Annotated in this window: 13 protein-coding genes and 1 pseudogene; 10 read left to right on the forward strand and 4 right to left on the reverse strand. The window is 64.1% G+C overall.

Annotated features, from left to right (window positions below; translation table 11 throughout):
* Positions 1 to 23: 23 nt before the first annotated feature.
* From hemP to EJ079_RS22720, 5 genes are all read left to right on the forward strand, one after another.
* Positions 24 to 236: a hemin uptake protein HemP gene (hemP, locus tag EJ079_RS22700; protein ID WP_127271521.1), complete on the forward strand. Its 213-nt coding sequence runs from the start codon at positions 24 to 26 to the stop codon at positions 234 to 236.
* A gap of 124 nt (positions 237 to 360) precedes the next feature.
* Positions 361 to 1,422 (forward strand): hemin-degrading factor, encoded by a 1,062-nt coding sequence (locus EJ079_RS22705; RefSeq protein WP_127810234.1) that lies wholly within the window; start codon positions 361 to 363, stop codon positions 1,420 to 1,422.
* A gap of 10 nt (positions 1,423 to 1,432) precedes the next feature.
* Positions 1,433 to 2,341, forward strand: coding sequence for a hemin ABC transporter substrate-binding protein (locus EJ079_RS22710; protein ID WP_127396590.1), 909 nt, complete (start codon positions 1,433 to 1,435; stop codon positions 2,339 to 2,341).
* An 11-nt stretch (positions 2,342 to 2,352) separates the two neighbouring features.
* Positions 2,353 to 3,450 (forward strand): iron ABC transporter permease, encoded by a 1,098-nt coding sequence (locus EJ079_RS22715; RefSeq protein WP_127810235.1) that lies wholly within the window; start codon positions 2,353 to 2,355, stop codon positions 3,448 to 3,450.
* A 6-nt stretch (positions 3,451 to 3,456) separates the two neighbouring features.
* On the forward strand, positions 3,457 to 4,245 hold the full coding sequence (locus EJ079_RS22720; RefSeq protein ID WP_127810236.1) for a heme ABC transporter ATP-binding protein: 789 nt from the start codon (positions 3,457 to 3,459) through the stop codon (positions 4,243 to 4,245).
* A gap of 29 nt (positions 4,246 to 4,274) precedes the next feature.
* Here the strand turns inward: EJ079_RS22720 and rirA are convergent, their stop codons facing one another.
* Positions 4,275 to 4,736 carry an iron-responsive transcriptional regulator RirA gene (rirA, locus tag EJ079_RS22725; protein ID WP_127267528.1) on the reverse strand — a complete coding sequence of 154 codons (462 nt, stop codon included), beginning with the start codon at positions 4,734 to 4,736 and terminating at the stop codon, positions 4,275 to 4,277.
* A gap of 275 nt (positions 4,737 to 5,011) precedes the next feature.
* Here rirA and EJ079_RS22730 point away from each other — a divergent pair, with 275 nt between their 5' ends.
* The 3 genes from EJ079_RS22730 to EJ079_RS22740 all read left to right on the forward strand — a co-directional run bounded on the left by EJ079_RS22730 (position 5,012) and on the right by EJ079_RS22740 (position 7,524).
* Positions 5,012 to 6,307 carry a DUF445 domain-containing protein gene (locus tag EJ079_RS22730; RefSeq protein WP_127810237.1) on the forward strand — a complete coding sequence of 432 codons (1,296 nt, stop codon included), beginning with the start codon at positions 5,012 to 5,014 and terminating at the stop codon, positions 6,305 to 6,307.
* Positions 6,308 to 6,406: 99 nt separating this feature from the next.
* Positions 6,407 to 6,835, forward strand: coding sequence for a phasin family protein (locus tag EJ079_RS22735; protein WP_127810238.1), 429 nt, complete (start codon positions 6,407 to 6,409; stop codon positions 6,833 to 6,835).
* Between the two features lie 191 nt (positions 6,836 to 7,026).
* Positions 7,027 to 7,524, forward strand: a complete 498-nt coding sequence (locus tag EJ079_RS22740) for a MaoC family dehydratase (protein ID WP_127267530.1) — start codon at positions 7,027 to 7,029, stop codon at positions 7,522 to 7,524.
* A 39-nt stretch (positions 7,525 to 7,563) separates the two neighbouring features.
* Here EJ079_RS22740 and EJ079_RS22745 read toward each other — a convergent pair whose 3' ends face one another.
* Complete coding sequence (locus EJ079_RS22745) at positions 7,564 to 9,018, reverse strand: MFS transporter (RefSeq protein WP_127810239.1); 1,455 nt, start codon at positions 9,016 to 9,018, stop codon at positions 7,564 to 7,566.
* Positions 9,019 to 9,146: 128 nt separating this feature from the next.
* Between EJ079_RS22745 and EJ079_RS22750 the strand changes: the two genes are divergently transcribed.
* Positions 9,147 to 10,040 carry a LysR family transcriptional regulator gene (locus tag EJ079_RS22750; RefSeq protein ID WP_127810240.1) on the forward strand — a complete coding sequence of 298 codons (894 nt, stop codon included), beginning with the start codon at positions 9,147 to 9,149 and terminating at the stop codon, positions 10,038 to 10,040.
* A 49-nt stretch (positions 10,041 to 10,089) separates the two neighbouring features.
* On the opposite strand, the pseudogene cml reads toward EJ079_RS22750, so the two are convergent.
* Both cml and EJ079_RS22760 read right to left on the reverse strand, forming a co-directional pair.
* Positions 10,090 to 11,282 (reverse strand): annotated as a pseudogene (gene cml / locus EJ079_RS22755) (CmlA/FloR family chloramphenicol efflux MFS transporter).
* A gap of 213 nt (positions 11,283 to 11,495) precedes the next feature.
* The gene (locus tag EJ079_RS22760; RefSeq protein ID WP_127810241.1) at positions 11,496 to 12,905 is read right to left on the reverse strand and encodes a PLP-dependent aminotransferase family protein; all 1,410 of its coding nucleotides are present in this window, start codon (positions 12,903 to 12,905) and stop codon (positions 11,496 to 11,498) included.
* Between the two features lie 104 nt (positions 12,906 to 13,009).
* On the opposite strand from EJ079_RS22760, the gene EJ079_RS22765 reads away from it, so the two are divergent.
* Positions 13,010 to 13,900, forward strand: a complete 891-nt coding sequence (locus EJ079_RS22765; RefSeq protein WP_127810242.1) for a DMT family transporter — start codon at positions 13,010 to 13,012, stop codon at positions 13,898 to 13,900.
* Positions 13,901 to 13,915: the final 15 nt, after the last annotated feature.

Here is a 13,915-nt window from a genome sequence, read left to right on the forward strand (position 1 = left end):
GCACAGGAAAGGGATCGACAGAGATGAACACCCACAATCCCAACGATTTTCGCTATCGCGTCCGCCGTTCCGACGATGCCTCGGCCCCCACCCGTTTCGACCGGGTTCCGCTGGCGGTGCGAACCCTGTCCAGCAACACTCTGTTCCAGGGCGAGCACGAGATCGGCATTGAGCATCACGGTGCGCTCTACCGGCTGAAGATCACCCGTCAGGGCAAGCTCATTCTCAACAAGTAAGGCTAGAGCGGTTCACCGTTTCACGGAAACGCCGAACCGCTCTAGCTCTTTGTTTTAACGCAATTCCGGACGGAAGACCCTTTCACACTTTTCCTGGAATTGCTCTAGGCAGCAGGGACGAAACATGGACCAGCGCGTAAAACCCGCCCCGCATGAAATCCGGCGGGCACGGACAGACAATCCGAAGACGCGCGAGCGTGATCTGGCTGCCCAGCTCGGCATTTCGGAAGCCGAACTGGTCGCCGCGCACTGCGGCGACGGCGTCGTGCGCGTCGAGCCGCGCGTCAACGATCTTCTGACCGGCCTCGAGGCCGTCGGCGAGGTCATGGCGCTGACCCGCAATGAGAGCGCGGTGCACGAGAAGATCGGCGTCTATGACAAGGTCGTCACCGGCAACCACAATGCCATGGTGCTTGGCGAAAACATCGACCTGCGCATCTTCCCGAAGGTCTGGGCACACGGCTTTGCCGTCGAGAAGCGAGACGGCGACGAAATCCGCCGCAGCCTGCAGTTTTTCGATGCGGCGGGCGAGGCCGTGCACAAGGTGCATTTGCGTCCGGCCTCCAGCCTCTATGCCTATCAGAAGCTGGTTGCCGCGCTCGAATCGTCCAATCAGGAGCCGACCGTCGACATTTCGGGACCACTCCCCGATGACGAGAGCCATGGCGACGAAGCGGCCGCCAATCTCGACGATCTGCGCGACCGCTGGAGCCGGCTGACCGATGTGCACCAGTTCTTCGGCATGCTGAAGACGCTGAAGCTCAGCCGCCGGCAGGCGGTGCGCCTGGTCGGGCAAGACTATGCCTGGCAGCTCGACAATGATGCCGTCCGTGCCATGTTTCATCACGCTGCGGAGGGCGAGATGCCGATCATGTGCTTTGTGGGAAACCGCGGCTGCATCCAGATCCATTCCGGTCCGATCAAGTCGATCAAGCCGATGGGGCCATGGATCAACGTGCTGGACGAAACCTTCCACCTGCATTTGCGGACCGACCACATCCAGGAGGTCTGGGCGGTGCGCAAGCCGACCAAGGACGGTCATGTCACCTCGCTTGAGGTCTATGATTCCGACGGCAAGATGTTCATCCAGTTCTTCGGCAAGCGTCATGAAGGCGAAAGCGAGCGGGACGACTGGCGCTTCCTGGCGGAAAACCTGCCGCGCATCCCAAGCGCGACCGCAGCCTGAGGAAAATGCGATGCGTTTTTTCCCAAGATTGTCGACCGTGCGCGGATCTATTTTCCGGCCGGTGATCGGTATCTCCATGGCTGTTATCGCACTGCAATCCGCCAGCGCCATGGAAGGCACGGCCGTGTTTGCCGATCCTTCGAAAATCGTGGCCGTTGGCGGCTCGATCACCGAGATCGTCTATGCGCTCGGCGAGGAAAAGCATCTGGTGGCTCGCGATTCCACCAGCCGGTACCCAAAGGCGGCGCTTGAGCTGCCCGATGTCGGCTATATGCGTGCGCTGTCACCGGAAGGCGTGCTCTCGGTCAACCCGACCGGCATCCTGGCGTTGCATGGCAGCGGTCCCAAGGAAGCCGTCGACGTCTTGAAGAAGACGAGCGTGCCGTTCATCGAAGTGCCCGAGCACTATAGCCACGAAGGCATCCTCGAAAAGGTCCGTATCGTCGGCAAGGCGCTCGGCGTCGACGCCAAGGCCGAGGTGCTCGCCGGGGAGCTCGATGCCAAGCTCACGGCAGCCGAGAAGCCGACGACGTCGATCAAGGAACGCAAGCGCATCCTGTTCGTGCTGTCGATACAGGGCGGCAAGATCCTGGCGGCCGGCAGCGAGACCGCGGCCGACGGTATGGTCAAGCTGGCTGGCGGCGTCAACGCGGTCGAGGGCTTTTCCGGCTACAAGCAAATGTCCGACGAGGCGATCATAACCGCCAGACCGGACGTGATCCTGATGATGAGCAATGCCGGGCCTCCGGTCTCGGACGACGAACTGTTCGGCAATCCGTCGATCGCCTCGACGCCGGCCGGAAAGGCGCGCAAGCTGATCCGCATCGACGGTGCCTATCTGCTCGGCTTCGGGCCACGCACGGCCGATGCCATCCACGACCTCGCTGTCTCGCTTTATGGCGGGCAGGTCACGGACTGAACGGGCGGATCATGGTCGATCAATCGATCGCCGGCCCGGTGATGGCAAGCGTATCCGAAGGCGACAGGTCGGGCCGCGCCCGCATCGTCATCCTTCTGCTGTGCCTGGGGTTGGCGGCTGCCGTTTATCTGTCGCTGACATCGGGGGCTTCGGACGCTTCGGCCGTCAACGTCATCGGGGGCTGGCTGTTCGGCACAGTGCCTGATGACGCCGCGGTGAGCGCCCGCGACAGCCTGATCGTCTATGACATCCGCCTGCCGCGCATCATCCTCGGCATGCTGGTCGGCGCGGCGCTCGCGGTCTCCGGCGCGGTCATGCAGGGACTGTTCCGCAATCCGCTGGCCGACCCCGGCCTGATCGGCGTCTCGGCCGGCTCCAGCCTCGGCGCGGTTGCCCTCATCGTGCTCGGCGCCACGATGTTGGCTCCGGTGACCGCCTTGCTTGGCACGCTTGCACTGCCGCTGGCGGCCTTCTGTGGCGGGCTCGCCACCACGCTGGTGCTTTACCAGGTCGCGACGCGGCGGGGGCAAACCTCGGTTGCCACAATGCTGCTTGCCGGCATCGCGCTGGCGGCGCTCGCCATGGCGCTGACCGGCATCCTCATCTTCATGGCCGACGATCGCCAGTTGCGCGACCTGACCTTCTGGCAACTCGGATCGCTCGGCGGCGCGACTTGGGCGAAGATCGCGTCGGTAGGGCCGATCATCGTGCTGGCGCTGGCGGCGATGCCGTTCCTGGCACGCGGCCTCAACGCGCTGGCGCTTGGCGAGGCGACCGCCGGTCATCTCGGCATTCCGGTGCAGCGGCTGAAATACACGGCCATCGTCGGCGTCTCTGCCGCGGTCGGCGCATCCGTCGCCGTCAGCGGCGGCATCGGCTTCGTCGGCATCGTGGTACCGCATCTGCTGCGCCTGCTGATTGGTCCGGACAATCGCTATCTGCTGCCGGCGTCGGCGCTGCTCGGTGCCTCGCTGCTGCTTCTGGCCGACGCGGTCGCACGCACCATCGTTGCGCCGGCCGAACTGCCGATAGGCATCGTCACCGCGATAGCGGGCGCGCCGTTTTTCCTTTGGATCCTGCTGCGCAAGCGCGGCGTGGTTGATTTGTGAGGCTTGATGATCGAGGCCAAGGATGTTTCGGTTGATATCGGCGGCAAGCCTATCGTCAGCGGTATCGATTTCCACGCGCGGCCCGGCGAGATCGCCGCCATCGTCGGCCCCAATGGTTCAGGCAAGACGACCTTCCTCAAAGCGCTCTCCGGCGAACTCGCCTACACCGGGCGCGTTGCCCTCAACGGCCGAGATCTCTCGACGATGAAGCCGGTCGAGGTGGCCGTCCATCGTGCGGTGCTGCCGCAGGCGACGACGCTGTCGTTCCCGTTCACCGTGCGGGAAGTGGTCAAGCTCGGCCTTGTCGGCGGCCGCTCAGGCGTCTTGCCGGGCGAGGATGCGCGGCTGCCGGAACGGGCGCTGGCGCGTGTCGATCTCCACGGCTTTGCCGGCCGTTTCTACCAGGAGCTTTCGGGCGGCGAGCAACAGCGCGTCCAACTCGCACGTGTGCTGTGCCAGGTCTGGGCACCGGTGCTCGACGGCAAGCCGCGTTTTCTGTTCCTCGACGAGCCGGTTTCCAGCCTCGACATCAAGCACCAGCTGATCATCATGAACATTGCCCGCGACTTCGCCAGAAGGGGCGGCGGCGTGGTCGCCATCCTGCACGACCTCAATCTGACCGCCATGTATGCCGACCGGATCTTCGTCATGCATCGCGGCAGGCTGGCCGCCACCGGGTCGCCGCGAGATGTGCTGAGCGATGACCTGATCGAAAAAGTGTTCGACTGCCGGCTCAGGGTCGGCGTGCTGCCGGCCGGCAATATGCCGTTCGTGCTGCCTCAGTCAGCGGCTTGATTGCAGATCTAGCCCGCGCCCCTGCTGGGTCAGGCAGCTGGTGCGCGGCGCTCCAGCATGTCGATTCCGAGCAGGTTGCGCACATTCGGACGTGCCGCCACGAGGTCGGCGATCGTATAGCGCTCCAGCACGGCGAAGAACGCGTTCAGCGCCTCGCGCAGCGCCGAGTTCAGCGCGCAGCTATCGACGAGCGGGCATTCGGCGGCATCGTTCTCGAAGCATTCGGCCATAGCGAAGCTCTCTTCTGTCACGCGCACGACATCGAACAGGCTGATGGCTTCGGCCGCCCGGCCAAGCTTGACGCCGCCATTCCTACCGCGCACGGTCTGGACGAGGCCGTGCTCGACCAGGGGCTGCAGGATCTTGAACAGGAAAAGCTCCGACACCGAATAGGCGGCCGCGATCTCGGGGATGCGGCTCAATCGGTCATCATTGGCCGCGCAATACATCAAGATGCGCATGGCATAGTTGGTCTGGCGCGTAAGCCGCATTTTGTCCTCACAAGGCACTGGTGCGGTGCAACCACGCCAGATCTGGAAATTTTGCTGATATGGCTTTGACCCGAATTTCCGGATTCGCCACATTGGCTCGGGCGGAATATGGCCTATACCTTGGAATAATTCCAGACTAGCTTCGTGCGATAGATGAATTTTCTCCTCAACTTTGTGTGCGCGGCCGGGGAAAGTTCCGGACGAAACCCGCTGTCGCGGGTATTTCGGCCATCGGAACACTAAATAGGCTGAGATCGACGAGGAGCGGCTCACCCATGTCACAATCGGCTTCGCCCCTGGCGCCGGTCCGTTTCGATGCCGAGGCGGATGCCAGGCTTTCCGCGTTGCGGCGGACAAAATTCCTTGCGGCGGCCGCACTGGCGCTTTGCGTGCTGGTGTTTGCGCTCGCCAAATCCTTCGAGCGCACCTATCCATGGCTCGGCTTCGTCGCCGCCTTTGCCGAGGCCGCGACCATCGGCGGTCTGGCCGACTGGTACGCGGTGGTGGCGCTGTTCAGGCGGCCGCTGGGGCTGCCGATCCCGCACACGGCCATCATCCCGGAGAACCAGAACCGCATCGCCGACAATCTCGGTCGCTTCATCGAGGCCAACTTCCTGGCGCCTGAACCGGTGCGCGAAAAGCTCGCCGAGGTGGATTTCTCGGCACTCGTCGCCGACTGGCTGGCCGATACGGAGCGCGCCGCCGGCCTGTCGCGCTTCGTCGTGCGGCTGGTGCCGCAGACGCTGGCCGCTGGCGAGCAATCCGGCCTGCGCGGCTTCGTCACCAGCCGCATGCTCGAACAGATCGAAAAGGTGCCGCTGGCGCCGCTGGCCGCCGAGCTGTTGTCAGCGCTTACCGACGACCGCCGCCACCAGAAACTGTTCGACGAGTTCACCAAGGTGATCGGCAGGTTCCTCAATGACGAACAGGCGCTGGCGACGATACGCGAAAAGATCCGCGAGGAACTGCCGTCGCTGTTCAACCTGTTCCGCGCCGACACCTATCTCCTGAAGAAGATCGTCGCCTCGGCCGGCTCGCTTCTCGACGAGGTGAGGGCCGATCCCGACCACCCGATGCGCGCCGAATTCGACCGCTTCGCCCAAGGCTTCGTCGAGAAGCTGAGAACATCGAAGCAATACGCCAAACGGGCCGAGAAGCTGAAGCGCGACTTCCTGGCCCGGCCGGAGGTCAAGGGGTTGGCCGGCGAGATGTGGGCAAGCCTCAGCCAGTTCATCGAGCAGGACGCCAAGGCGCCGAATTCGGTTGTCCGCGCGCATCTTGCCAACATGTTCGTCGAGGTCGGTCGCCATCTTGCCGGGGATGCGCAGATCCGGGCCGACATGAACCAAGGGTTCGTGGTGGCTCTGGCGTCGTTCGTGGAGAGCCAGAAGGCCGGCGTGTCGACATTCATCGCCGACCAGGTCAAGCGCTGGGATCTTGCGCAGCTGACGCGGCTGATCGAGATGAACATCGGTCGGGACCTGCAGTATATCCGCTTCAACGGCATGATCATCGGCGGGCTCGCCGGTGTCGTGCTCTATGTGGCCGAGCGGCTGTTCCTCGTGAATTGATGCGCGACCAGACTGGCGCTCACTCCTCCGTGTCCGAATGCGAGTGCTATTCTCCCGCCGAGGGTGCCCGCATCATGCGGCAAAGGGGAGCAAACGAGCATGGCGAAACAACCGGAATCCGATTCCTTCATGGACATGTTCGGCAGGTTCGGCCGCGACCTGAAGGTGCCCAATGTCGATGTCGAGGCGATCCTCGCCCATCACCGCAAGAACCTCGAAGCGCTAGAGAAATCGACACGAGCCAGTGCCGCCGGCGCGACCTCGCTGTTGTCCAGGCAGCGCGAGATGCTGGAGGACACGCTGCGCGAGGTCACGGACATGGCGCAAAGCTACAGGGCGCCGGGCAATCCGCAGGAACTGATGACCAAACAGACGGAGTTTGCCAGAAAGTCTTTCGAAGTCGCATTGAAGAATGCGGGCGAAGTGGCTGAACTGGTCAAGAAATCCGGCGCCGAATCGGTCGACATCCTGCGCACGCGCATCAAGGAGGCGATGGAGGAAATCCGCGCCGGCTACGAGAAGAAGTAGCGGAAATGGCCGAGGCTGGCTCGTTGCTGCCAGCGGCCCCTGAAGCCTGGAAATCCCGATTTAGCCTGCGACTGCGCTCGCGGCGTGGCACGATTGCGGCCGAAACCGGCGGAACGGATTCGCGCCGAGCGAATTGACAGAGGCCGTCAGTTCGTGGTCCGGAGGCTCTGGAAGCGATCGGGAAACCAGGAATGAACGAAATACGGCCTAAAGCGCCGCCGACCTACGAGCAGTTGAGGATGATGGCCGGGCAGGAGCTTGGCGTATCGGAGTGGACGACGGTCGACCAGAACCGCATCGACCAGTTCGCCGAATGCACCGGCGACCACCAATGGATCCATGTCGACCCTGAAAGGGCGCGGCGGCAAAGCCCGTTCCGCACGACGATTGCGCATGGCTATCTGACGCTGTCGATCATCGGCGCACTGGCGCTCGGCATGGGCATCGTGCCCGAGAACACCCAGGCTGCCTTCAATTATGGCTTCGACAAGGTGCGCTTCCTGGCGCCGGTCAAGGTCGGCGCGCGCATCAGGCTGCGCATCACGCTGCTGTCCATGGAGGACAGGGGGCCCGGCCAGTATCTCATGAAGGCAGCCAATACGGTCGAGATCGAAGGCGAGGAAAAGCCTGCCTTGACGGCTGAAACGCTGGTCATGCTCTATGAACGCCGCAAGCGGGCAGGCGCCTGAGCCTGTTTGGAAATTCTACTCTCTGAGCGGTGTGGCGCGTCACGAACCCCTGGATTCCGTGCGGCCTGCGGCGCGGGCAGAGAGCAGCGCGAGGACCAGCGCGATCAGCGCCAGCACCGTCGCCGTCTGAAATGTGACCTGCATTCCCCGGGCGGCGGCCTCGGAACCCAAAAGACCAATGCCTTCGTGCCCCTTGGCCGATGCGACGGCGAATATGGCGCCCATCAACGATGCGCCGGTGATGAGGCCGAGATTGCGCGCAAGGTTGAGCAGGCCGGAGACGACGCCGCGCTGGCCGGCACTGATGCCGGCCATGACGGCTGCATTGTTGGATGTCTGGAACAGCGCGTAGCCGATGCAGGTGACGGTGATCGGAACGACATAGCCGGCAATGCCGAGCGTCACCATGGCGAGCGACAGCAGGAACGTGCCCGTGGCGAGGCTGAGCAGGCCGGCGACCATCATCCTGTGGGCGCCGAAATGATCGGTCAGGCGTCCGGCGACCAGCGCCGACAGGGCCGAGACAAGCGGGCCGGTCGACAGCACGAGGCCGACCATTGCGGCATCGAGCCCAAGTCCGCGTGACAGGTAGAATGGAGCCACCACGAGGGTCGCCATCATGACGGTGGCGACAACGAGGCTCATGGCGAGGCTGGCGCTCAGTTGGAAGTCGCGGAAGCTGGCAAGCTGGATCAAGGGGTTTTTCACACTCGCCTGCGCGGCGGCGAAAAGAAAAACACCGATGCCGGCAGCGACCAGCAGGCCGACGTTGAGCGGTCCGAAATTGCCTCTACCAAGCGTCATGGCCAGCGCATAGGCGGCCAATGTCAGGGCCAGCAGGACAGTGCCCATGACATCGAACGTGCCTCGGTCGGCCTGCGCTGTCTTGCTGCGCGCCGGCAAGGCACGCCAGGCGAGAGCGAAGGTGAGCACACCCAGCGGGACATTGACGAGGAAGATCGCGCGCCAGCCAAAGCCGGCGATCAAAAGGCCGCCGAGCGAGGGGCCAAGTGTCGTACCGATCGCGGACATTGCGCCGAGCAGGCCCATGGCGCTGCCAATTCTGTCTTTGGTCACGGTTTCGGCGACAAAGGCCAGCGTCAGCGCCATCATCAGCGCCGCGCCAAGTCCCTGCACGGCGCGTGCGGCGATCAGCAGCCACAGCGTCGGCGCCAGGCCGCAGAGCACCGATGCCGATGTGAACAGCGCGATGCCGCCAAGCAGCAACGGCCGGCGTCCAAACATGTCGGCCAGCCGGCCGGCGCTGACGATCAGTGTGGTGATGGCGAGCAGATAGGCCAGAACAACCCATTGCACGGACTGGAACGTCGCGCCGAAATTCTGCATCAGCGACGGCAGCCCGACGCTGGCAATGCTGGTTCCCAGCGAGGATAGCAGCGTGGCGAGCGACAGGCTTGCCAACGCCCAGCCGGCGGATTGCATCTGTGGCGGTGCCGAGGTCAGCCCGTCCCGATTTTGCTCAGCGATTGCCACGGCGATCTCCTTCCATCAGTCCCACAACCGGAACTGCTGGAGATCTAGTTCCGTGGCCAATGTGGCGGAAGGCGCAGCATTTGCATCTTATTCATGCGTTTGGCGCCATATCATGCCATGATCTGCCGATGACATCACCCGATCTCAACCTATTGTTCGCTCTCGACATCCTGCTGACCGAAGGCAGCGTGGCGCGTGCCGCCAGCCGCCTGCGCCTCAGCCCCTCGGCGATGAGCCGGACGCTGGCGCGGTTGCGCGAGGCTACGGGCGATCCGCTGCTGGTTCGCGCCGGTCGCGGCCTGGTGGCGACGCCGCGTGCGGAAGAACTGCGACAACAGGTGGGCCGTGTCGTCCAGGATGCGGAGGCGCTGCTGCGCCCTGCCACCTTGCTCGATCTCCCGAGCCTGGACGGGGTCTTCACGCTGCGCACCAATGAGAGCTTCGTCGAAGAATTCGCGCCGCGTCTCGTCGCCCGTATCCAGGCCGATGCGCCCGGCGTGCGGCTGCGCTTTGCGCCGAAGTCCGATAGAGACGTCATGTCGCTGCGCGACGCGGCGATCGACCTGGACATAGGCGTCGCTGGCGAGACCGGACCGGAGGTGCGCATCCAGGCATTGCTTCGCGACCGCTTCATCGGCGCCGTGCGAATGGGCCATCCGTTGAGCGAGGGCACGGTGACGCCAGAGCGCTATGCGGCAGGCCGGCACATCAGCGTTTCACGGCGTGGCCGCGAGAAAGGGCCGATCGACGAGGCCCTGAACCGGCTCGGGCTGCAGCGGACAGTCGTGTGCATGGTTTCCGGTTTCTCGGCAGCCCTTGCCATGGCGCGCACGTCCGACCTGATCGCAAGCGTTCCGGAGCGGCACACCGAGGGCGCACGCGCAGGCATGCACAGTTTTCCCCTGCCGGTTGCCACCGCGGAGGTCACCATCTCGATGCTGTGGCATCCGCGCCTCGATGCCGATCCGGCGCAACGCTGGTTGCGCGACCGCGTGCGGGAAGTCTGCGCGGCGTCTCGCTGACAACGATGAGAAGCCTGCGCCAACGGCCGAGGCTTCTCATCTGTCCCGTCTATTCGGTTTGGCGTTTCTGCAAATGCCTCAGTGCGCCTAGTGTGAGCGTCGCCATGACCGAACAGTAGCCCACCAGCGGCCACGCCGTGTCTCCATCAAGCAGGATGACGAACAGCGTGCCGAGGATGCCGACGACAAGGCTCTGGATGCAGAAGTAGAGCGCGACGGCGGTTCCCGCGACATCGCCGAACGCCTCGAGTGCACCGTTCGCGGTGACTGAGACAGTGAAGACGATACCCGCGGCAACGACCCACATCGGTAAGACGAATGTCGCGAAGGACGGCGCCGCGAACAGCTGCCCGGCCGCCAGCAGAGCCGCGCCGAGCAGCAACATCGCCATGCCTCTGATAGCACTGCCCGCAATGCCCCGACGTGCAATGAACTTTTTGGCGAAGCGGGTGGTCACGATCATCACCAGCGCCGCGGTGGCGAAGGCCAGGCTGAAACCGAGCTGTGAAAAGCCGGCGCGGTCCATGAGCACCCGCGGCGCCGTCGAAAAGAACACGAAGAAGGCGCCCATGACGGCACTGAAGCCGAGCGTGTACGCCCAGAAGGCGAAGCTGGAGAGAATGGGACGAAACGCCATTCGCCTGTCGTTGCCATTGGTGGGCCGTGTTTCATGCCATCTCGGCCATGCGTTAAGGGTGGCGGCTATTCCCAGACCGCCGAGCGTCAGGAAGATCGCGCGCCAGCCAAGATTTTCGGCGATCAATGCACCGGCAATCGGCCCCAACGCCGGCACGAAGGCCAGCATCGAACTGAACAGGCCGTAGATGACGGCACTTTCAGGCCTCTGCGCATAGACGTCGCGAACCGTTGCAAATGTCGCAACGAGAACGGCGGATGCCCCGATGGCCTGCACGACCCGCAAGGCGACGAACCCATGGCCAGCGAGGTGCAGGCGAGCAGGACGGAAGCGCCTGCAAACAAAAGCGCGCCGCCGATCAGCACCGGACGCCTGCCGATCCTGTCGGAAATTGGGCCGAAGACGATTTGGCCGAGCCCAAGGCAGATCATGTAGAGGCTCAGTGTCAGCTGGATGACATCGGGCGATGTCTTGAGGATCTCCGGCATCGCCGGGACAATCGGGAGGTAGATGTCCATGGCCAGCGAGGCCAGGATGTCGAAGGGCGCCATCAGCACCATGGCTGCTGGCAGGGAAGTCCATGTCGGGTTTTTAGGACAAGGCATGATTGAACATCCGCTCAAATGGCTACATTTGGCGGCGATCTGCCGTTCTCACTGAAGATGGGAAATGACGGGCCGCCGCAACAACGAAGTGCTATTGCGGCCTACTTGTCTGCTGACTTGCTGGTTCCCATAGTCGCTATCCCGGATCGCGCGGATATTCTCTCGACGCGCAGATCCGTCCCTTAGCAGCCGGAGGTTGTCCAGGCAACAGGATCAGCTTGGTCGCGTCATCGCAGCCTCGATCACCCTGAAAATCCGCTCGTCCGCGCATTGGGCAGCGTTGAAGCGCAGGAAGCGGCCAGCCATCCCGGACAGGCTGAATGCGTTGCCCGGTGCCAGCACGATGTTGTCGGCCAGCGCGCGGCGGGCGACTTCGGCCGCATCGACGCCATCCGGCAGACTGCACCACAGGAACAGGCCGGCCGGCTGGTCGATCCAGGGTGAGATGCCGATCGCCTTCAGACGAACGCTGGTCTCGCCCATGGCGCGCGCAAGCCGTGCGCGCAGCAAATCCATGTGCTTGCGGTAGCTGCCGTCCTTCAGCAGGGTCAGCACCAGTTCGGCCGCAAGCCGGCCGCCGCCAAAGGTGGTGGCGATCTTCAGGTCGGCCAGGGGCTCGATCCAGTCGCGGGGCGCTGCGATGAAGCCGCAGCGAACCGACGCGGACAGCGTCTTGGAGAAGCTGCCGATGTGGACAACGCGGTTGAGACCATCGAACGCCGCCAGCCTGGGGGCGGGCGCATGTTCGAAATCGGCGAAGATGTCGTCTTCGACGATGGTCAGATCCGATTGGTCGGCGAGCTTGAGCAGCCGATGCGCGGTGACTGGCGACAGCACCGCGCCGGTCGGGTTGTGGATGGCGGAATTGGTGATGTAGAGGCGCGGCCGATGCTCGGCCAGCGCCTGCGCGAACAGATCGATGTCCGGCCCCGACGGCGTGTAGGGAACGCTGACGACCTTGGCCCGGTGGGCGCGCAACAAAGCATGGAAGTTGAAGTAGCAGGGGTCGTCGACCAGCACGGTGTCGCCGGGCTCGATCAGGAACCGGCACAACAGGTCGATGGCCTGCGTGCCTGATTCTGTCAGCATGATCTGCTCGGGAGAGGCCTCGATGCCGTGCCCGGCCATACGCCGCGCCAGCAATTGCCGTAGCGGTGGCAGGCCGAGCGGCGTGCCGTAATCGGCCAGTGCGACATCGTCCGCACGCGCTACCGTGCGCAGTGCCCGGCGCAGACCTCCCTGGGGCATCCATGAAGCGGGCAGCCAGCCGCAGCCGGGCTTCAGCATCTCGTCGCCGGCTTCCAGCGACTGGCGTGAGATCCAGAGTGGATCGACCGCGCGGTCGAGGCGGGGACCGATTTCGGCCAGCGACAGCGGCGCCAGCGATCCGGCGGCATAGAATCCGGAGCCCGGCCGCGAGCGGATCGCGCCTTCGGCGGCGAGCCGCTCATAGGCTTCTACCACGGTGGATTTGGACACTCGCATGGATTTGGCAAAGGCGCGGATCGACGGCAATTGCGCTCCCGGCGTCAGGCTGCGCGCCGCGATCCGCTGGCGGATCGTCGCCATGACACCTTCGACCAGCGTTCCGCTGCTCTCGCTTCCTGTTGTCTGTTTGTCCATCCGTACTGCTCTGCTGACCATGACAGTTTTGCATAATTGTACCGCATTGTCTCTGGCGATACCACCGGCTCCGCGCGATACGGAGCCGACAAACGGAGCATACGATGGACAAGACCGCGAGCGGCTGGATGAATGGATTCATCGGCGTGTTGATCTTCAGCGGCTCGCTGCCGGCAACGCGCGTGGCGGTCAGGGATTTCGATCCGACATTCCTGACCTCGGCCCGGGCGGCGATTGCCGGCCTGCTTGGCCTGGCGCTGCTGCTTCTGTTCCGGCAGAAACGCCCGGAGCGCGGCGATCTGCTGTCGCTGGTGATCGTCGCGCTTGGCGTGGTTGTCGGCTTTCCCCTGCTGACCGCGTTGGCGCTCAAGCACGTCACCACGGCCCATTCCATCATCTTCGTCGGCCTGCTGCCGTTGGCGACCGCGATCTTCGGCGTGCTGCGCGGCGGCGACCGTCCGCGCCCGGCGTTCTGGCTGTTTTCATGCATCGGCAGCGCGCTGGTCGCGGGTTTTGCCCTGACGCAGGGCGTGACGGCCTCGCCGGTCGGCGATGGTCTGATGCTGGCTGCCATCATCGCCTGCGGCCTGGGCTATGCCGAGGGTGCCGCGCTGTCACGCAAGCTCGGCGGCTGGCAGGTGATCTGCTGGGCGCTGGTGCTGTCGCTGCCGATCATGCTGGTGCTGACGCTGATGACCATGCCGCCGTCGTTCGACGGCGTCGGCGTCAGTGCGTGGATAGGGCTTGCCTATGTCTCGCTGTTCAGCATGCTGATCGGCTTCGTGTTCTGGTATCGCGGGCTGGCGCAAGGCGGCATCGCCGCAGTCGGGCAGTTACAGCTGCTGCAGCCATTTTTCGGACTGGCACTGGCTGCGACGCTGCTGCACGAGCAGGTCAGCCCGCTGATGGTGGTCGTCACGCTTGGCGTCGTGCTTTGCGTCGTAGGCGCCAAGCGATTCGCGAGGCAGGAATTGCCACGACGCGCGATCGCCTGACGACGGTGCCGTCCT

This window comes from Mesorhizobium sp. M7A.F.Ce.TU.012.03.2.1, assembly GCF_004006095.1.
Classification (GTDB): domain Bacteria; phylum Pseudomonadota; class Alphaproteobacteria; order Rhizobiales; family Rhizobiaceae; genus Mesorhizobium.

Excerpts from the sequence above, each read along its gene's own strand:
- hemP (WP_127271521.1), top strand. The coding sequence starts at position 24 with ATGAACACCCACAATCCCAACGATTTTCGCTATCGCGTCCGCCGTTCC.
- EJ079_RS22705 (WP_127810234.1), top strand. The coding sequence starts at position 361 with ATGGACCAGCGCGTAAAACCCGCCCCGCATGAAATCCGGCGGGCACGG.
- EJ079_RS22710 (WP_127396590.1), top strand. The coding sequence starts at position 1,433 with ATGCGTTTTTTCCCAAGATTGTCGACCGTGCGCGGATCTATTTTCCGG.
- EJ079_RS22715 (WP_127810235.1), top strand. The coding sequence starts at position 2,353 with ATGGTCGATCAATCGATCGCCGGCCCGGTGATGGCAAGCGTATCCGAA.
- EJ079_RS22720 (WP_127810236.1), top strand. The coding sequence starts at position 3,457 with ATGATCGAGGCCAAGGATGTTTCGGTTGATATCGGCGGCAAGCCTATC.
- rirA (WP_127267528.1), bottom strand. The coding sequence starts at position 4,736 with ATGCGGCTTACGCGCCAGACCAACTATGCCATGCGCATCTTGATGTAT.
- EJ079_RS22730 (WP_127810237.1), top strand. The coding sequence starts at position 5,012 with ATGTCACAATCGGCTTCGCCCCTGGCGCCGGTCCGTTTCGATGCCGAG.
- EJ079_RS22735 (WP_127810238.1), top strand. The coding sequence starts at position 6,407 with ATGGCGAAACAACCGGAATCCGATTCCTTCATGGACATGTTCGGCAGG.
- EJ079_RS22740 (WP_127267530.1), top strand. The coding sequence starts at position 7,027 with ATGAACGAAATACGGCCTAAAGCGCCGCCGACCTACGAGCAGTTGAGG.
- EJ079_RS22750 (WP_127810240.1), top strand. The coding sequence starts at position 9,147 with ATGACATCACCCGATCTCAACCTATTGTTCGCTCTCGACATCCTGCTG.
- EJ079_RS22760 (WP_127810241.1), bottom strand. The coding sequence starts at position 12,905 with ATGGACAAACAGACAACAGGAAGCGAGAGCAGCGGAACGCTGGTCGAA.
- EJ079_RS22765 (WP_127810242.1), top strand. The coding sequence starts at position 13,010 with ATGGACAAGACCGCGAGCGGCTGGATGAATGGATTCATCGGCGTGTTG.